The 19,207-nt window shown below is 64.8% G+C and carries 15 protein-coding genes; 9 read left to right on the top strand and 6 right to left on the bottom strand.

The annotated features are described in order from the left end of the window. Positions 1 to 83 precede the first annotated feature (83 nt). From SRU_RS07800 to SRU_RS07780, 5 genes are all read right to left on the bottom strand, one after another. Complete coding sequence (locus tag SRU_RS07800; protein ID WP_237701669.1) at positions 84 to 878, bottom strand: enoyl-CoA hydratase/isomerase family protein; 795 nt, start codon at positions 876 to 878, stop codon at positions 84 to 86. Between the two features lie 87 nt (positions 879 to 965). Continuing rightward, a complete protein-coding gene (locus tag SRU_RS07795; RefSeq protein WP_011404225.1) occupies positions 966 to 1,730 on the bottom strand; it encodes a hypothetical protein in 765 nt (254 codons plus the stop codon). Between the two features lie 63 nt (positions 1,731 to 1,793). Further along, complete coding sequence (gene fbp, locus SRU_RS07790; protein ID WP_011404224.1) at positions 1,794 to 2,864, bottom strand: class 1 fructose-bisphosphatase; 1,071 nt, start codon at positions 2,862 to 2,864, stop codon at positions 1,794 to 1,796. 68 nt (positions 2,865 to 2,932) lie between these two features. Then, on the bottom strand, positions 2,933 to 3,958 hold the full coding sequence (locus SRU_RS07785) for an NAD(P)H-dependent glycerol-3-phosphate dehydrogenase (RefSeq protein WP_011404223.1): 1,026 nt from the start codon (positions 3,956 to 3,958) through the stop codon (positions 2,933 to 2,935). A 79-nt stretch (positions 3,959 to 4,037) separates the two neighbouring features. Then, on the bottom strand, positions 4,038 to 4,949 hold the full coding sequence (locus SRU_RS07780; RefSeq protein ID WP_112904003.1) for a helix-turn-helix transcriptional regulator: 912 nt from the start codon (positions 4,947 to 4,949) through the stop codon (positions 4,038 to 4,040). Between the two features lie 444 nt (positions 4,950 to 5,393). On the opposite strand from SRU_RS07780, the gene glpK reads away from it, so the two are divergent. The 9 genes from glpK to SRU_RS07735 all read left to right on the top strand — a co-directional run bounded on the left by glpK (position 5,394) and on the right by SRU_RS07735 (position 16,868). Next, on the top strand, positions 5,394 to 6,974 hold the full coding sequence (gene glpK / locus SRU_RS07775; RefSeq protein WP_011404221.1) for a glycerol kinase GlpK: 1,581 nt from the start codon (positions 5,394 to 5,396) through the stop codon (positions 6,972 to 6,974). Positions 6,975 to 7,034: 60 nt separating this feature from the next. Next, positions 7,035 to 8,150: an ABC transporter ATP-binding protein gene (locus SRU_RS07770; protein ID WP_011404220.1), complete on the top strand. Its 1,116-nt coding sequence runs from the start codon at positions 7,035 to 7,037 to the stop codon at positions 8,148 to 8,150. Positions 8,151 to 8,165: 15 nt separating this feature from the next. Then, the gene (locus SRU_RS07765) at positions 8,166 to 9,284 is read left to right on the top strand and encodes an ABC transporter ATP-binding protein (RefSeq protein WP_011404219.1); all 1,119 of its coding nucleotides are present in this window, start codon (positions 8,166 to 8,168) and stop codon (positions 9,282 to 9,284) included. A 44-nt stretch (positions 9,285 to 9,328) separates the two neighbouring features. Then, positions 9,329 to 10,195, top strand: coding sequence for a carbohydrate ABC transporter permease (locus tag SRU_RS07760; RefSeq protein ID WP_011404218.1), 867 nt, complete (start codon positions 9,329 to 9,331; stop codon positions 10,193 to 10,195). Further along, on the top strand, positions 10,192 to 10,986 hold the full coding sequence (locus tag SRU_RS07755; RefSeq protein ID WP_011404217.1) for a carbohydrate ABC transporter permease: 795 nt from the start codon (positions 10,192 to 10,194) through the stop codon (positions 10,984 to 10,986). Before SRU_RS07760 ends, SRU_RS07755 begins: the two co-directional genes overlap by 4 nt. 51 nt (positions 10,987 to 11,037) lie before the next feature. Beyond that, on the top strand, positions 11,038 to 11,328 hold the full coding sequence (locus tag SRU_RS07750; protein ID WP_011404216.1) for a DUF2160 family membrane protein: 291 nt from the start codon (positions 11,038 to 11,040) through the stop codon (positions 11,326 to 11,328). A gap of 459 nt (positions 11,329 to 11,787) precedes the next feature. Continuing rightward, positions 11,788 to 13,623 (top strand): ABC transporter substrate-binding protein, encoded by a 1,836-nt coding sequence (locus tag SRU_RS07745; RefSeq protein WP_118830809.1) that lies wholly within the window; start codon positions 11,788 to 11,790, stop codon positions 13,621 to 13,623. A 233-nt stretch (positions 13,624 to 13,856) separates the two neighbouring features. Next, positions 13,857 to 15,068: a hypothetical protein gene (locus SRU_RS07740; RefSeq protein WP_164923581.1), complete on the top strand. Its 1,212-nt coding sequence runs from the start codon at positions 13,857 to 13,859 to the stop codon at positions 15,066 to 15,068. Positions 15,069 to 15,293: 225 nt separating this feature from the next. Next, the gene (locus tag SRU_RS07735) at positions 15,294 to 16,868 is read left to right on the top strand and encodes a glycerol-3-phosphate dehydrogenase/oxidase (RefSeq protein ID WP_011404213.1); all 1,575 of its coding nucleotides are present in this window, start codon (positions 15,294 to 15,296) and stop codon (positions 16,866 to 16,868) included. 77 nt (positions 16,869 to 16,945) lie between these two features. Here SRU_RS07735 and SRU_RS07730 read toward each other — a convergent pair whose 3' ends face one another. Next, entirely contained in the window at positions 16,946 to 18,895 is a 1,950-nt protein-coding gene (locus SRU_RS07730) for a methyl-accepting chemotaxis protein (RefSeq protein ID WP_011404212.1), read from the bottom strand. Positions 18,896 to 19,207: the final 312 nt, after the last annotated feature.

Genomic DNA, 19,207 nt, shown 5'->3' with positions numbered 1-19,207 from the left:
CGGCACTTAAAAAAACTATGTGCCCGCCCCGAGATGCTTTCGAAGCTGGATGAATACGTACCTGTCGGCCGGTGGCCCGTTCCTCACCCGCGGGCGCCCTGTTTCCAGGGCGGATCCTCGTCGTTGAGGAAGGCGTCGATGCCCGCCTGACAATCCTCCGTACCCCGAGCAAAGGCGTTCATCTGCACCGCGTAGTCGAGTGCCTCGTCGAGCCCCATTCCCGGCACCCGCGCCAGCATCTGCTTCGTAAGCGCCACCGCCGAGCCGCTCGTCTCGCGCGCCAGTTCGCGGGCCAGGGCGTCCACCGCCTCGTCGAGGTCGTCCTCGGGGACGACGCGGGTCACGAGCCCCATCTCCGCGGCCCGGGATGCATCCACCAGACGCCCCCGAAGCAGTAGGTCTCGGGTCTGCGTCTCCCCCAGTTTGCGCCGCAGAAACACCATGACGATGGCGGGCACAAACCCGATGCGCACCTCCGTGAATCCGAGCTTGGCGCCGCCCGACACGTACGCAAAGTCACAGACGGACGCGAGGCCGCACCCGCCCCCAATTGCGTGGCCGTTTACCTTTGCAATAACGGGCATTGACGACTGGTAAATCCGGCGGAAGAGCTCCGCCAGGTGGCGAGAGTCCGTCTGGTTCTCCGTCGGCCCCGCCTCGCGCATGGCCCGAAGCGAGGATAGGTCCGCCCCGGCCGAAAAGGCCGAGCCGGTCCCTGTGAGAACAACGGCGCGAAGAGAGTCGTCGTCCTCCGCGGCATCGAGGGCCCCCTTCAGGGCCGTCACAAGGTCGGCGTTTAAAGCGTTGCGCTTGTCGGGGCGATTGAGGCGAAGAGTGCAGACCGAACCCTCGGTTGAGGTCTGGACGAGGTCAGACATTCGTACGAAGCGGCTGTTGTGGAGTGATGCGGCAGCGGGGGGAGATGCTCTGCCCAACACCTCTTCTGCCTAAAGAGAGACGTTGGGCTATGCGAACGCGTCGGCCAGGTAAAACCGGTAGATCGGCCACACGTCGAAGACCAGATCGAGCGCACGGTCAACCAGGTTCGCCCCAAGATTGAGCGTCTCCTCGCGACCGATGTAGTGGCGCACGTAGATTCCGTTCGCCCCCTCTACACAGTCCGGAATGTGGTCGAGAGGCACGTCAAACTCGGTTTTCGTCTTGCTGCCGCCCGACCTGCCGTGTGTGTAGAATCGCCAATTTTTTCTTTGCAATAACGGGTTTACAAGATCGAGGTAAGTGGCAGGGGCATCCTGGATCCGCGACTTCGCCTGGGCCAGCAGGTCCGTGGCGTGGGACCCGACGTAGATGCCGACCGCGAATCCGTCCGGGGACACGCGATGGGTGATTTGGACGTCTTCGAGGCGGCGTGTCTCCGGCCGGTAAAATGACATCCACAGGTTGTCGTTGCAGCCGCCGGCGCCAAAGTCGTTCTTGAGCAGGCGACTGAAAACGTACTTCTCGGTCTCGAACCCGAGCCGATTCGGAAGCACCCAGTTCACCACCAGATCATCGCGGTAGCGACGGAACGGGTCCTTCAGATACTCGGTGACCTCCGGCTTTTCTTTTTTGTACTGGTCGATGTGCGGCTCGGCCCGGAGCCGATCCAGCATTGCGAAGACCTCCTCGGACCAGCCCTCGAACGACCGGTCGAGGGCATCGGGGCGACGCATGGAATCGAGGGACTTCTGCGGCGGGTCGATTGCCGTGGTTGACGGCTCGTCGGGCATGCGGTGTGGGGCAGAGTCGTGGGGCAAAAACGTGGTGCTCCTACGCCCCGTGACGGCCAACGTTCAGGCCCCACCGACCGCCTCCGCCCCACGGCCCTGCAGGTACGCCTCCGCCGCCTTCACCAGCGGGGCGCTGCCAATAAACAGTGGCGTGCGTTCGTGCAGGCCCTCGGGCTGAAGGTCGAGAATGCGCTGGTGGCCCGTGGACGCCCGTCCGCCGGCCTGCTCCACGAGAAAGGCCATGGGATTGGCCTCGTACATCAGGCGCAGCTTTCCGTCCGGATGGTCCGAAGTGGCCGGGTACATGTACAATCCACCCGTTAGCAGATTTCGGTGGAAGTCGGAGACGAAGGAGCCGATGTAGCGGGCGCGGATGCGATGTCCCGTGTCCGGATCTTTGGTCTTGAGCCACTGCAGAAACGCGCGAAGCTCCGGCGAGAAGTCCTCAATGTCGGCCTCGTTGATCGAATACATCGCCGGCGCCTGGGGAATCTGGAGGTCGGGGTGCGTCAACAAAAACTCCCCGATCCCCGGATCCAAGGTGAAGCCGTTGACGCCGTTGCCGGTCGTAAAGACAAACATGGTGGACGAGCCGTAGGCCACGTACCCCGCCGCCACCTGCTCGGCCCCGGGCCGGAGGGCCACGTCCAGGGCGTCGCCCTCGTCCGCGCCCTCGGGCAGGGTGTAGACGCTGAAGATCGTGCCCACCGATGCGTTGACGTCCGTGTTGCTCGACCCGTCGAGCGGGTCGAAGAACACCGCAAAGCGCTCCTGAAAGTCCCCCCGCGGGGAGAGGGAGATCGTGTCCGCCTGCTCCTCCGAGCCGACCAGGCAACACTCCCCGCCCCGACGCAGGGCACGTTCGAGCTCCCGATCGGCAATCTCGTCGAGCTTCTTCTGCTTCTCGTCCTGCACGTTGACGGTTCCGCTCTCCCCCATCACGTCAAGGATGCCCGCCCGCCGGATGTTGTGGTTGATGATCTTCGCCGCTACGCTCACGTCGCGCAGGAGCCGCGAAAAGGCCCCGGTAGACTGCGGGAAGCGCCCGCGGCGGTCCAGGATGAACTGCTCGAGCGTCATGACCGACTCCAGGGCACCAGACGGGGCCGGGCCGTCGGACAGGGCATGCGACATGAGATGAACGATCTGTACCAGGAAGGACGTGGGCTCGGGAGCGGCCGCCGGGCCGGCGGCACGGGCCCCTACTGCTGCAGGGTGGTCGGAAGCCAGTTCTCGTGCTTGGCCGAACGGGTCATGAGGCGCTTGACCATCTTCCGGGGGCTCTTGTCGTCGAAGAGAATGGCGTGAACGGCCTCCGTGATGGGCATCTCCACCCCGTGGTGCTTCGCCAGGTTGTAGACGGAGCGGGTCGTGCGCACCCCCTCCGCAACCATCGCCATGTCATTGAGGACTTCGTCGAGGCTCTTGCCCGTACTGATCTGCTCCCCCAGGTACCGGTTGCGGCTGTGCGGACTCATGCAGGTCACCACGAGGTCGCCAATGCCCGCCAGGCCCGCAAAGGTTTGCGGGTCGGCCCCGAGGGCCTGTCCCAGGCGTCGGATCTCGGCCAGGCCGCGCGTGACGAGGGCGGCCTTGGCGTTGTCCCCGTAGCTCACCCCGTCGGCAATCCCCGCCGCGATGGCGAGGACGTTTTTGGCAGAGCCCCCGATTTCGACCCCGAGCACGTCTGTGTTCATGTAGACGCGCAGGCGCTCGGTCATGAACACCTTCTGGATGTGCCGGGCCTCCCCCTCATCGGGGGCCGCCGCCACGACGGCCGTGGGGCGCCCCTCGGCGACCTCCTCGGCGTGGCTCGGGCCGTACAGCGCCCCGATCTGGTCCGACGGCACCGACTCGAAAACATCGTCGAGGACCTGCGACATGGTGAGCAATGTCTCGTTCTCGATGCCCTTCGACAGGGCCACGAGCCGGACGCCCGAGTGGGCGTGCGGGCGGAGGTGCTCGGCCCGCCCCCGAAGCTGCTGGGACGGCACGGCCATGCCCCACAGGTCGGACGCCTCCGCGGCCTTCTCCAAGTCCGTCGTGATGTACACGGAAGACGGGATGAGCAGCTCCGGTAGGTACGTGGGGTTGTGGGAGGTGCGACGAATTTCGTCGGCCACCTCCGGACGGCGTGCCCACAGCACAACGTCCCGCCCCGCCGACGCGAGATGTACGGACATGGCTGTGCCCCAGCTTCCGGCACCGAACAGTGTAATGGAGGACATAGATCAGGAACGAACGGGTGATGTGGTCTGAACGCCCCCAGGTGAGGGACGACGGAAGCGCTTCCTAATGGACGCAACGCTAGTCCAGGAGGTCCATCTGATACTGCTTGGGCGTCACGCCCTCATGCTCTTTAAACATATCGATGAAATGACTGGTGCTACTGAAGCCCAGGGCGTGGCTCACGTTGGTGACGGTGTTGTCCGAATCCGCCAACAGCTCCCGCGCCCGGACGACCCGCTCCCGCGTGATGTACTCCAGTGGGGACATCTCGAATTCGTCGCTGAAGTGCCGGTAGAAGCTGGACTTGCTCATGCAGGCCTCCTCGACCAGTTCGTCGATCGAAATGTGACGGTCGAGGTTGTCCTGGATGTACTGCACGGCCGCGGCCAATCCGCCGGCGGAGGTGTTCCGGGGGAGCTCCCCGACGAGAAGGGGGCGCGACGCGGTCTGAAGCATCTGAATGAGCAGCTCCATCGCGTTGAGGTCGATCAGGCGGTCGCGGTTCGGGGGGTCCTCCCGAAACAGGTACGCGACCATGTTCAGCACGCGGGCGATCCCTTCATTTTCCGGCACGTGAAAGTAGGCGGGGTCGTCCCTCCCCCCGTCCTGTACCGCGGGGCCCGACGGCACGTCGCTCGCGACACGATCGAGAATGGAGCGAACCTGCGACCGGTCGATCCGCAGCACCACGTACCGGGCCGGGTCCTCGTGCGCCGCAGGGAAGTCGACCGTGATCGTCTGCAGCGGGGGCACGACCAGCGACTCGCCCGCCTCGACGGCAAGCCCTTCTTCGCCTTCCACGTCGACCCGTGCCGTGCCGTCGACCAGCCCGTAGTACGTCAGGTGCGGGGCCCGGAGGGACACGCCGCGGGCCGACTCCTCGACGGCATAGAAGGAAAGCCGTGCGTCGTCTCCGCCTACGCCCAGTCGGTAGTTGACGAGGGATTCGGACGCCTCTCCGTACGGGGTTGGCCGAAAGGATCGGGACATGAGCCTGGAGGTGCATGAGTACAGTCGCGAACACCAGTTCGTGGTGTGGAGCCCAAGTCGTTAATCAGCGCCTCGTCCGACCCGTCGGGTGAACAGTCCGATGGGGATGCCGATGTACGTCCGATGGAGAGTGGAAGATATATGGACCCGTCGGACAAAAACCAGAGGGGGCGAGGATTTGGGAAGATGGAAGCATTTTCTCGGAAGATCACACTACCGACTCAAAAAAGCGCTTCCTATACTTCGTTTGCGACGAAATGGTGGGGACGGCGCCAAGCATGTCCCGAATCGTAACAGTTCCCCCCATTCGGGGCCCTCTATGCCGAAAGCCCTTCCACCGTGCCGTCGGAGCCCGGCGCATGGCGCCAGCGCCGCAGCGCGCAGATTCTCCCGCACCGGGCTGACTTCCAAACGGGCTGACTTCCAAAGACGTCAATCCAACCAATGCAGTACATACTCGCGCTCGATCAGGGGACGACGAGCTCGCGGTCCATCCTTTTCGACACTCAGGGGCAGGTACAAGCCGTAGCCCAGAAGGAGTTCGAGCAGCATTATCCACAACCCGGATGGGTGGAGCACGACGCGAACGAAATCTGGTCGACCCAGATGGGGACCGCGTCGGAGGCCATGAGCCGGGCGAACGTCGAGGCGGAGGACTTGGCGGCCATCGGCATCACCAACCAGCGCGAGACGACGGTTGTCTGGGACCGCGCCACCGGTACCCCCATCCACAACGCCATTGTCTGGCAGGACCGACGGACCTCGGGGCTCTGCGACCGACTCAAGGACCGGGGGCACCTGGACCTCATCCAGGAGAAAACGGGGCTCATCATCGACGCCTACTTTTCCGGGACGAAGATCAAGTGGCTGCTGGACAACGTGGACGGGGCCCGCGAGCGCGCCGAGAATGGGGAGCTGGCCTTCGGCACGGTCGATAGCTGGCTCGTCTGGCGCATGACGAACGGCAAGCGCCACGTCACCGACGCCACCAACGCCTCCCGGACCCTCCTCTACAACATCCACGAGGGAGCGTGGGACCCAGAGCTGCTCGATATTCTCGACATCCCCCCGTCCATGCTGCCCGACGTGCGGGACAGCAGCGAAGTGTACGGCACGACGCAGGGCGGCCCGTTCGACGAGGAGGTGCCCATCGCGGGCATCGCGGGGGACCAGCAGGCCGCACTGTTTGGGCAGATGTGCACCACGCCCGGCCTCGGCAAAAACACCTACGGCACGGGCGCCTTTCTGCTCCAGAATACCGGCGAGACGGCGGTAACTTCCGAGCACAACCTGCTCACCACGATCGCCTACCAGATCGACGGCACGACCTACTACGCCCTGGAGGGCTCCATCTTCGTCGCTGGGGCGGTGGTGCAGTGGCTGCGCGACGAGCTCAAGATGATTCGGGAGGCCGCGGAGGTCGAGCGGCTCGCCCGCACCGTCGACGACAACGGCGGCGTCTATTTCGTGCCGGCCTTCACCGGCCTCGGCGCCCCGTACTGGGACCAGTACGCCCGCGGCACGATCAGCGGGCTCACGCGGGGGGCCAACCGCGGGCACCTCGCCCGGGCCGCCATCGAGAGCATGGCCTACCAGGTGGCCGACGTCATCGACGCGATGGAGGCCGACTCCGGCATCGAGACGACGGAGCTGGGGGCCGACGGCGGGGCCGCGGCCAACGACCTGCTGCTGCAGTTCCAGTCCGACATTCTCGACATTCCGGTGGTCCGTCCCAAGATCCTCGAAACCACCGCCCTGGGGGCGGCCTACCTCGCGGGCCTCGCCGTCGGCTACTGGGACAGCCAGTCCGAGATTCAGGACCAGTGGGAGCTGGACCAGATGTTTACCCCGTCGATGCCGCAAAACCGCGTCGAAACGCTCCGAACCGGCTGGTCGAAGGCCCTGGACCGCGCCCGGGCCTGGGAGTCGCCCGACTCCAGTGAGGCCGCGCCTCAGGCCGCCGACGTCTCGACCAACGCGACCTCCACCGCCCCCGCAGGCGAGGAATCCCCGGCCGCCTCGTAGCCCCTCCGCCGGTCCTTGCCGCCGCGGGCCTTCTCTCTCAGAATTCCGTTGATCCGCCCCATGGGCATTCGTGTCGAAAACCTCCACAAGTCGTTTGGGACCGAGCAGGTGCTGGACGGGATCACCCTGGACATCCCCGACCGGAGCTTCTTCAGCGTGGTGGCCCCCACGGGCGCCGGCAAGACCACCCTGCTCCGCATCATGGCCGGGATCGAGTCCGCCGACGCGGGCACCGTCCACTACGACGGCGAGGAGATGACCGACGTGGCCGTTCAGGACCGCAGCGTCGGCATGGTCTACCAGGAATTTATCAACTACCCCTCCCTCACCGTCCGCGAAAACCTCGCCTCGCCCCTCCAGGTCAGCGACGAGAATTACTCGGCAGAGGAGATCGAGCGGCGCGTGCAGGAAACTGCCGAAATGCTGAAAATCGACCACATTCTCAACAACCTGCCGGAGGAGGTCAGCGGCGGCGAGGCCCAGCGGACGGCCATTTCCCGGGCCCTCATCAAAGAGCCCGACTACCTCTTCATGGACGAGCCGCTGGCCAACCTCGACTACAAACTACGCGAGCAGCTGCGCAGTGACTTCGAGCGCCTGTTCTCCGAGGAGGACACGACAGTTATCTACGCGACCCCCCAGGCCGGGGACGCGCTCGCGATGTCGACGCACATCGGCTTTCTCCACGACGGCAACATCATCCAGAAGGCGCTGCGCGACGAGATTTACTACCGGCCGCGCTACCTCCCGGTGGCCGAGTACCTGGGCGAGCCCCCCATGAACATCGTGCCGGTCACGCTCGTCCAGGAGCCGACATCCACCGACCGCTACTTCGAGGTGGACGACGACACGCGCATCCCGGCCACGGGCTTCGACGCCCTCTCCCCCGGCGAAACCTATCATCTCGGCTTCCGCCCGCAGGACATGACCCTCACGGAGAACGGGGCCGAGGCCTCCATCACCCCCACCCTCTCGTTCGTGGAGACGGTCGGCTCCACCAGCACCCTCCACATGGACTTTCAGGGGCGGGAGATCTACGCGCTGCACCCCAACCCGCTGCACCTGGAGACCGGCGCGTCGATCTCGTTTGCGCTCGATCCCAAGAAGTTCTACGTCTACGATCCCGAGGCGGGCGACCTGATCGCCGCGGGCGACAAAATTCCCTCCTTCTCATAACGTCGACGCTGGTACATGGCTGAGATCGAAGTTCGTGACATACGACACGTCTACGATGCGGGCACCGCGGACGAGACGGTGGCCATCGACCACGTAGACCTGACCCTGCAGGACGGCACCGCCAACGCGCTGCTGGGCCCGTCGGGGTGCGGCAAGACCACCCTCCTTCAGATCATCTCCGGGCTCCTCCAGCCCACCGAGGGACAGGTGCTCATCGACGGCGAGGACGTGACCGAGAAGCCCCCGGCCGAGCGCGACATCGCACAGGTCTTTCAGTTTCCGGTCATCTACGACTCGATGGACGTCTACGGCAACCTCGCGTTTCCCCTGCGGAATGGCGGCACGCCGGAGAACGAAATCGAAGAGCGCGTCCAGAAGATTGCCGACCTGCTGGAGCTCAACGACATTCTGCACAGCAGCCCCTCGAACCTCGGGCCCGAGCTGAACCAGCTGGTCGCCCTGGGGCGCGGCATCATCCGCGCGGACACCTCCGCCATCCTCTTCGACGAGCCGATGACGGACGTGGAGCCCGCCCGGAAGCTCACCATCCGCCGGCGCGTGAAGGAGGCCCAGCAGGAGTTCGAAATCACGGCGCTCTACGTGACGCACGACCAGCACGAGGCGCTCACCTTCGCCGAGCAGGTGGCCATCATGCGGGACGGGCGTCTCGTGCAGTACGACAGCGGCGAGACCCTCTACGAGAACCCGGTCAACACCTTCATCGGCCACTTCATCGGGAGCCCCGGCATGAACCTGCTCGAGTGCGGCGTGACGGAAAACGACGCGGCGCCGCACGCGCAAATCGGGCCGCACACGATTTCCGTCTCCGCGGACATCCACGACGAAATCGACCTGAGTTGGACCGACTGCCAGATCGGCATCCGCCCCAGCTCCGTGACCGTCCAGGTGGCCGACCCGAAAGAGGACACGGACTACATTCCCGCGACCGTCGATCAGGTGGAGATGGTCGGCGGCTACCAGATCCTGACGACGCGCCTCGACGACACCGAGGTGGAGGTGAAGGCCCGCGTGGCCCACGACTTTATGATCGAAGAGGGCGCCTCGATCTGGCTCAACTTTCCCCCCGACACGGTCCAGTTTTTCCACGAGAAACAGGCCGTGCACGCCCAGTAGGCACGCCCCGCTCCCGCACTCCCCGTTAGGCCCTCTGTACTCCCATGAAACAACGTCCCTGGCTCTTTCTGCTGCCGGCACTGCTCCTGGTCTCGATCAGTGCCTTCATCCCGCTCATCACGGTGATGAACTACTCCCAACTGACCCTGCTTCCGGGCACCGAGCCCTACTTTTCAGGGTTGGAGAACTTCGTTGCCATCCTCGAGGACGAGGCGTTTCGGGGGGCGCTGGCCCGGCAATTCGTCTTCAGCTTCCTCGTGCTCATCACGGAAATCCCGCTCGGGCTGGGGCTGGCCCTCTGCATGCCCAAAGAGGGCCCCGGCGTCGGCGTCAGCCTCGTCCTCCTGGGCATCCCGCTGCTGATTCCCTGGAACGTCGTCGGCATCATCTGGCGCGTGTTCACCCGGTCGGACATCGGGGTCCTTCCCGCCGCCTTCAACTGGTTCGGGTACTCCTACGAGATTAGCAGCTCCACCTTTGACGCCTGGTGGACGGTATTGGCCATGGACATCTGGCACTGGACCCCCTTGGTGGTCCTCATCTGCTACGCCGGCATTCAGGCCATCCCCGAGGAATACTACATGGCCGCCAAGATCGACCGGGCCTCGCCCTGGAAGACGTTCCGGTACGTTACGCTGCCGAACCTGCGAGGCGTTCTCATCATCGCCGTCCTGCTGCGGCTGATGGACTCGTTTAAGATCTACGCCGAACCGTTCGTGCTCACGGGCGGCGGCCCGGGAAGCTCCACGACCTTCCTCAGCACGTACACCTCACGAATGGCCATTGGGGGATTTCAGATGGGAAGAGGCGCGGCGACGTCGCTGATCTACTTCTTCATCGTGATCCTTATCTCCTTCGTGATTTACATCGTCATGCTTAACCTCGGACAAGGTGCAGGTGGTGACCAATGAATAAAAAGTATTATCTCATCCTGTTTTTGGTATTCATCCTGATACCAATCTACTGGATGGTCAACATGTCGTTCAAGCCGAACTCCGAGATTCTGAGTCGGCTGACGCTGTATCCGCACGAGTTCACGCTCGCGAACTACGAGGAGATTCTGACCTCGGAGTTTTGGCGGGCCGGGTACATCAACTCCATCATCATGGCCTCCATGAACGTGGTGTTCGTGACCATCGCGGCCCTCCCCGCCGCCTACGCCTTTTCGCGCTGGGACTTTCGGGGCGACAAGCACCTGTTCTTCTGGTTCCTGACGAACCGGATGGCGCCCCCGGCGGCCTTCATGGTGCCGTTCTTCATCCTCTACTCGAACCTAAACCTGATCGACACCTACTGGGCGGTCGCGCTGGCACACTGCCTGTTCAACCTGCCGCTGGCCATCTGGATTCTGGAGGGGTTCATGTCCGGCATCCCGAAGGAGATCGACGAGATGGCCTTTATCGACGGGCACAGCTTCACCAGCTTCTGCTGGAACATCTTCCTCCCGTTGATCAAGCCCGGCATCGCGGTGACGGCGTTTCTGACGTTCATGTTCTCCTGGGTTGAGCTGCTTCTCGCCCGCACCCTCACCAACGAGGCCGCACAGCCGATTACCGTTACCCTGACCCGGAGCCTCGGCGCCGGCGGCTGGGACTGGGGCGTGCTGGCCGCGGCGGGTGTGATCGCCATGATTCCCGGGGCCATCATCGTGTACCTCGTCCGCGACCTCCTGGCCACGGGCTTCTCCATGGGCCGCGTGTAGCGGCGTTGCCGCCCCTCCCGCCCCCTGCCTCACTCCACCCCACTGGTCCCCATGCTCTCTCTTCCCCCCGACTGGATGAACTGGACGTCCCCCACCCTCATCTTCCTCGGGTCGATCATTCTGCTGCTCATCAGCCTGACGATCTGGGACATGAAGGAGCCCGGATGGGCACGCCAGGGGCTCCTCCCCATCGAGACCACCCGGGGCGATCGCTTCTTCATGGGCCTGCTGATGACGGGCGCCCTCTTTTGCCTGTGGCTCTACCTGGTGGGGCCGACGGCCGTGTGGGCGGTGCTCCTCCTCGGGGCGCTGTCCATTATCGGCACCATCAACTTTTTCTAGGCCGGCGCCGGGCGGATTGGTGATTCCTCCCCCGGACATCCGGCCCCTGGGGCCCGCCGGGGGGACGGCGCTAATGGCCTAGCCCTCACGGTCGTGCCCCGCATGGCCCGAAGACGCACGGCTTCCCTCACGGCCGCAATTCCCATCGCGGGCAAACAGGGCCGTCGGGCCGCGCGGTCGACACTGCGTCGGCCAACCGGCCGTCCCCTCGTGCCTCGTTAGACGGCGGCGCCACTTTGGGAAGATGGAATCATTTTCTCGGAAGATTAGACTATCGATGAAGAAAAGCGCTTTCTATACTGCCCTCTAGACTAATGAAGGCAGCCGCGACCGTCCCTCCAGGGCTACGGAAGCGCTTACGGGGCCCTCGAGACGGGTCGTGTCCACTGGGGCGCTCCTTTGTTCTTCGACGCCTGATCGTCCTCAACGACTTCTTTCATTACCAACGGTGGCTTTGCTATGAGCACCTCTTACCAACCCCATGCGCCGCGCCGCGGCTGGCTGATGCCAGTCGCCCTCTGCGTCGCGGCCCTCCTCCTCCAACCCCTCGCGTCCGCGCAGGCGCAGGACTTTCCCGATGAGCCCAACTATCCCGACATCACGCGGGAGGAAGCCCGGGAGTACGCCCAGAACGAGTACGGCCCCATGAACGACCGCAAGCGGGCCGCCGTCAAGTACGCGATGGAGTTTCAGCCGTCGGTCCTCACGCTGAAGGAGCAGATCGACGAGCTGATGTGGTTCGCGGAAAATGCCGAGCAGCTCCGCGGCACCGACGTCGAGTCGGTGGCCGAGACGATTAAGACCCACACGTGGGAATCGGAGACGCTCGCCCAAGCCTTTACCGAGATCACGGGCATTAACGTGACCCACAACATTATCGGTGAGGGCGACCTGGTCGAGAAGCTCCAGACGCAGCTCGCGTCCGGCCGGAGCGTCTACGACATCTACGTCAACGACGCCGACCTCATCGGCACCCACATCCGCCTTCAGAGCGCGGTCAACCTGACCGACTACATGAACGGGGCGGGCAGCGAGTTTACAAACCCGACGCTCGACCTGGACGACTGGATGAACCCGGAGTTCGGCCAGAATTTTGAGGGCGAGCAGCTTCAGCTGCCGGACCAGCAGTTCGCGAACCTCTATTGGTTTCGGTACGACTGGTTCAACGACCCGGAGATCAAGGAGCAGTTTCGGAACGAGTACGGCTATGAGCTGGGCGTGCCCCGCAACTGGGCCGCCTACGAAGACATCGCCGAGTTCTTCACCGAGTCGGTGTCCCCCTCCGACGTGGGCGCCGAGACGGACGGTGTGTACGGCCACATGGACTACGGGCGCCGAGGCCCCTCGCTGGGATGGCGCTTCACGGACGCCTGGCTCTCGATTGCGGGCGCCGGCGACAAGGGCCTTCCGAACGGCCGTCCCGTCGACGAGTGGGGCATCCGCGTGGAGGACCGCATCCCGGTTGGCTCCTCGGTGGACCGTGGCGGTGCGACAAACAGCCCCGCGGCCTACTACGCCACCCGCAAGTACGTGAATTGGCTGAACGACTACGCCCCGCCCTACGCCCCGTCCATGAGTTGGTCGGAGGCGGGCCCCGTGCCCTCTCGCGGCAGCGTGGCGCAGCGCGTCTTCCAGTACATCACCTTCCTCTCGGCCGAGCCCTTTACCTCGCCGGAGTCGGCCGTGACGGACGACGAGGGCAACCCCAAGTGGCGCGTGGCCCCCACGCCCCACGGCCGGTACTGGGACGAAGGCATGAAGGTCGGCTACCAGGACGCCGGGAGCTGGACCATCCCGAAGCAGACCACCGGCGACAAGCGGCACGCCGCCTGGATGTGGGCCCAGTTTGCCTCCTCCAAGACGGTCTCGCTCAACAAGTTTAACGTGGGCCGGACGCCCGTCCGAAGCTCCACGGTCAACTCCGAGTACTGGCAGGAGCGCGAGGGCGACCTCGGCGGCCTGATCTCCTTCTACACCTCCCCGGTGGAGGACCAGTGGACGGACTCAGGCAAGAACGTCCCCCACTACCCCCTCCTGGCCGAGCAGTGGTGGAAGCAGGTGGCCAGCGCCGTGACCGGCGAGAAGACCGTCAAGCAGGCGATGAACGACCTGGCGAGCATTCAGAACTCGCTCATGGACCGCCTGCGGATGGCACAGTACTCCCCCGAGCTCAACGAAGAGCGCACCCGGGAGTACTGGCTCAACCAGCCGGGCGCCCCGAAGGCTGAGCGGTCCCCGGAAGAGCCGGAGACGGTGCCGTACGATGAACTCCTGAAGCAGTGGGAGGGGGAGTAGCCCTTTCCGGCCGGACCAGACTCCGGCCGCAGTGCGCCTCCCGAGCCCTCGGGCTCGCGCTGCGGCCGGGGACCTTCCGGCATTACGACGAGCATTTCGACGCGCCTCTCCGGGCGTCGGTATCGGTTCTTTTTGGAGAGGCCAACAGCAGGGTCGGGCGACTGGAGTTCCCTTCGATGGGGACTTTGTCTACGCCCGTTTTCACGAACAACGACCAACCCACAACACCTCTTATGTCTCAATTTACGATTTCAGAGCCCTCAAACGCCTTTTTTCAATGGCTGACCGCTAGCGTCTTTGCCCTTCTGCTCCTCATGGCGACGGCGGTGCCGGCGCAGGCGCAGATGGAGGATGGCGAGCTGCCGGAGATTGACTTCGCCGTCAACCTCATGCAGTCCGCTCAGTCCATTTCTGTGGACGGCTTCCCCGGAGCGGTGACCGGCTTCCATCGTGCTCGCGCCGGCCTGAATGCCAGCGTCCAGTTCTCCGAAAACGTGAGCGGGCTACTCATGCTGGAACAAGAGCCGAACGACTTTGGCGGTCAGTTTGGACTCGGGCCATCGGTCGACTTCATGGTGATGAATATGCAGGTCAGTGAGGGGCTGACGGTCCAGGCAGGAACGCCCGTCACCGGCCTCATGCACTTCCGCGGATTCTCGGATGGCCCCGTGGTTCAGGGAAACCCTCTCATCGGAAACTCACCGGCCGACATCATCACTGCCGGTCAGGGCGTGAAGTTGATTGGATCGTACGGAGGATTTGGATTCGACCTGACCGCGGCGAAGACCTTCGGAGAGAACCTGACCACGTTGGGTGAAGGCTCCACCGGAGTGTGGTTGATTGGAAATGCCACATACGCTGTCTCCGACGTGCTCCAGGTCGGGGCTGGACTTGCGGGCGCAACGGGCCAAGAGACCATGGACTTTGCCCGGGGGGACCGCGAAAACATCAACCTGAACCCCGAGCAGCAAAACCCAAATGGTGGGTTTGCTGACCAGTCCAAAAACACCCACGCGGCCCTTCCGAACGGCGGATGGATCACGCAGGTGGACGCCAAGATCACCCCGAGCCCCCTGGACATTGACCTTTGGGGCGGCTACGCACAAGACAGCGAGGTGGACGGCACGAATGATGCTGCCGCGGCCTTCGGTGGTCTCGGTGCGAAAGTCGACATCACGGAAAGCTTCTACCTCGCTGGTCGCTTTGTGATCGTCAGTGACCAGGGCGACGCCATCGACAATGCCTCCGGCGATCCGGACGGCAACCTTACCCGTTTCGAGGGAGGAATTGGGGTGGAGCTTTACGACCACGCTCTCCTGAAGGTGTCCGGTGTCACGCAGAGCCACGGGGATAGCTTCAACTCTGCTCAGGGGACCCCCGTTACCCGTCCGGCGCCCGCCGACAGCTTTTCCGGGGTCCTGACGGAGCTCTCCTTCAGCTTTTAACAGCGTGCGGTAGGTACATCAGTGAGCGTGCTGAGTACGATGTAAGAGCTCAGTCGGCCTGGGGCCGCCACCTGCCGGTGGGGGCCCCAGCGCGTTCACGCCCTCGTTCGGCTCGGGTGCGCCCGGGCCCTTCCCCGTCGCGGGGCCGTTCCGCCGCACTGCGTCCAGGAGGCGGCGGCCGCCGGGAACGGACTCGTTTACTCTGTTGGTTTTGCAATTGATCTCATGGACCGCACACAAGGCATCGAGGCACTTCAATCCCGCCAGACGCCCTGGGACTTCGTCATCATCGGCGGTGGGGCCACCGGGCTCGGCTGTGCCGTGGACGCCGCGGCCCGGGGCTACGATACGCTCCTGCTCGAGATGCACGACTTCGCGAAGGCGACCTCCAGCCGCTCGACGAAGCTCGTGCACGGCGGCGTCCGGTACCTGGAGCAGGGCAACGTGTCCCTCGTCTTCGAGGCGCTGAAGGAACGGGAGCGGCTTCAGGACAATGCCCCCCACCTCGTGAGCAACCTCCCCTTCGTGGTGCCGAGCTACAAGTGGTGGGAGGCGCCCTACTACGGAATCGGGATGAAGGTGTACGACCTGCTCGCAGGCAGCCAAAACTTTGGCCGGTCGCAGTACCTCGATCGAAACCAGACGATTGAGCGCCTTCCCACCGTGGAGACCGACGGCCTGCGCGGCGGCATTCTGTACTTCGACGGGCAGTTCGACGACACCCGGCTGGCCGTCAACATGGCCCAGACGGCCGACGAGCAGGGCGGCGTGCTGCTCAACTACATGAAGGCGACGGACCTCAAAAAGACGAATGGGGCCGTGGACGGCGTGGTCGCCGAGTGCCAGGAAACCGGCGCCACGTTCGACATCGAGGCCCGGTCGGTGATCAACGCCACCGGCATCTTCACCGACACCATCCGCCAGATGGACGACCCGTCGGCCGGCACCACGCTGCGCCCCAGCCGCGGGACCCACATCGTCCTGGACAAGTCGTTCCTGCCGGGCGACAGCGCGATCATGGTGCCAAAGACGGACGACGGCCGCGTCCTCTTCGCCATCCCGTGGCACGACCGGGTCGTCGTCGGCACGACCGAGGCGGAGGTCGACGAGGTGAGCATGGAGCCCACACCCGGGCACGAGGAGCTGGACTTCCTCCTCACCCACGCCCAGCGGTACCTCGCGAAGGACCCGGGCCCGGAGGATGTGCGAAGCGTGTATGCCGGCATTCGTCCCCTGGTGGCCCCCCCTGGAAGCAACGGGGACACCTCGGACATCTCCCGCGAGCACCAGCTCAACGTGTCCGACAGCGGCCTCGTCACCATTTCGGGGGGCAAGTGGACCACCTACCGCAAGATGGCGGAGGACACCATCGACCGGGCGGCCCGCCACGCAGAGCTTGCCCGCCGGCCGTCCCAAACGGACGACCTCCGCCTGCACGGCTGGCACCAAAACCCGGAGCAGTTTGGCGACCTCGCCCTCTATGGCGCCGACGCCGAAGCGCTGGGCGGCCTGATGGAGGAGCACCCCCACCTCCAGACCCCTCTCGACGAGCGGCTTCCCATCCGGGCCGGACAGGTGGTGTGGGCCGCCCGGCATGAGATGGCCCGTACGGTAGAGGACGTCCTGGCCCGCCGCACCCGATGCCTGCTGCTCGACGCCCAGGCGAGCATCGACGTGGCGCCCCGGGTCGCCGAGTTGATGGCCGAAGAACGGGACCTGCCCCCCTCCTGGGTCGACGATCAGGTCGAGGCCTTTACCGAGGTGGCCCGCAACTACCTGATGCCGTCCATCCCCGCGTAGGGAACCGGCGTCACGTACGGGACGGGACCAGAGGCGGTCGACCTCGTGCGCGGGGCAGTTCGCCGGGCCAGTCCCCCCTATCCCGTCATGGCTCCGTCCCCCGCCACCTCAGGATTTCCCGGTCCGCCCGGACTCTGGGCCGAGCGGCCGTTGGTCCGGTCGGGGTCTGGGGCCCCCTCCCCCGCGGGGGAGGCCGTCTCGGCCGCTGCGGGGCGGGTCTGTTCCAGGGCAAACTGACGGAGCCGGGTTTCCAGGTTTTCGGTGACGCGGTCCAGGGTCGTCGCGATGTCGGACACCTCCGTCACGCCCGCCGCCGACTCCTGGGCGGCCGTCGAGATCGACTGCACGCTCCGGGCGATCTCTTGGCTGGTGGTGGACTGCTCCTCGGAGGCCGCCGCAATCTCGTCGGCCTTCGCCTCCACCTCCTCGATCGAGGCGACGATCTGGCGAAGCGCCTCGCTCGCCTTCTCCGACAGCTCGATGCCCTCCTCGGCGTTGCGACTGCTCCGCTGGGCCGCCTCCACGGCCTGGTCGATCTCCGACTGCACCTCGCCGATGATGTCGGCGATCTCGGAGGTCGCCTGGTCGGTCTCGTCGGCAAGCTCCCGCACCTCCTCGGCCACCACGGCGAACCCCTGGCCCGTCTCGGAACCGGTGCCGTCCCCGCCGGCTCGGGCCGCCTCAATCGCCGCGTTCAGCGCCAACAGATTGGTCTGGTTCGCAATCTCGTCGATGGTCTCGACGACCTGGCTGATTTCTTCACTGGAGGCCTGGAGGCGGTCAATGGTGTCGGCGGTGCCCTGCACTTCCCGGGCGATGTCCTTCATCTTGCCGGTCGCCTCCGAGACCACCTCCTGCCCCTCGCGCGCCTCCCGGCCCCCGTCCTGGGCGGACTGGGCCACGGACTGGACGCTGCGCGCATTTTCGTTGATCGTCTGGTTCAACTCCTCCACCGCCGCGGCCACCTCCTCGGCCTGCGCGGACTGCTCCTCGGCACTGGCGGCCATCTGGTCGGACGACGTGCTAATCTCGTCGGCGGACCTGTTGGCCCTGCTCGTCGCGCTCATCACCTCCTGCAGGGTCGACCGGATCGACGCGACCGCGCCCTCCAGTTTCGTGCGGAGTTGGCCGGTCATTTCGGCGGCCTGCTCCGTGTTCTCGTTCGGGGTCGTCGGGGCCTCGCCGGCGAACGACACGGTCAGGTCGCCGTCTTCGAGCCGTTCGAGGCGGCCGTCCAGGTCCTCAATCTCCAGGCGAAGGAAGCTGTTCACCTCTTCGGCAGACTCCGCGAGACGCGTCGCCTCTTCTTTCTTCTCTTGGGCCTCCTCCTGCGCCTCCTCGAGGTCGGCGAGGAGCGTCTCGAGCTCCTCGTTCTGCGCCTCGTTTTCGAGCTCGGTCCGGGCCCGGTTTCGCTGTGCCCGGATCGCCTGCAGGCACCCGAGCGTCAGGAAGCCGACCTCGAAGATGACCCAGGCGGTATGCTCCGCCGCCATCCAGGGGGCCGAATAGGTCACCCCAAACATCGACATCGGAGCAACAATGCCACGGACAAAGTGGTCGATGGCCGTCACGACGCTTGCAGTGACCAATACCTTCCAGTCGTAGTAGAGCCCCAGGAAGGCCAAGGACACGAAAATGTGGAAGTGCATCGCGATGCGCCCGGCCACCAGGTAAATCAAAAGGCCGGACATCAAAAGTTGGGCGGCACCTATGAGGTTACGAGTGACCCCCGAGGAGGGCCGGACCCAGCCCATGATAGCTGGAGGAATGGAAATTAGCCCACCAAGCAACAAGGCGGTCAGCACGTACCCACCGACCGCACTCTCCGCCCCGGCCCACGCCTCCGCGGAGGCCACACTGGCCAAGACAATCGACAGGATCCATTGCGCCACCAAAAGCCCGGCAAATTTCCGGCTGGTGGCCCTCCAGCCTGCGCGGAGGTACTGCAGCATTCGCTCCTGGAGGGCCTGCTCGTCGATGGTCGGACTCGTTTCTTTCTTTTCTTTCTGTGCGGCTCGGCGTTGCATAGCGGTTGGGACGCCTGGACACTGTCCGTCCTCCCTGTAGCCTCAAGGACTCGGCGGGACAATCCGGGACGTCGTTGCTTGGCGGGGAGTGCGTGCGGCAGAGTGGTCTTTATGACTTCACTGTTTATTATCGGCAGCTCACTTCATATTTATTTCGGCAAAGCCGCGCATTACAAGAGTGTCACTTCCACCCATGTGCGCGTCTTCGGCCGCACTGGTACACAGGGCCCCATCACGTCTCTCATCTACAGGCGGCCCCGGGAGCCAGCACCGGGTCCCGTCGTGAGCCGCCGTCAATGCCCCCCAGGTTCT

It is taken from the genome of Salinibacter ruber DSM 13855, from assembly GCF_000013045.1.
In the GTDB taxonomy this organism is placed as follows: Bacteria; Bacteroidota; Rhodothermia; order Rhodothermales; family Salinibacteraceae; genus Salinibacter; species Salinibacter ruber.
This window is presented reverse-complemented; position numbering and strand designations above follow the sequence as displayed.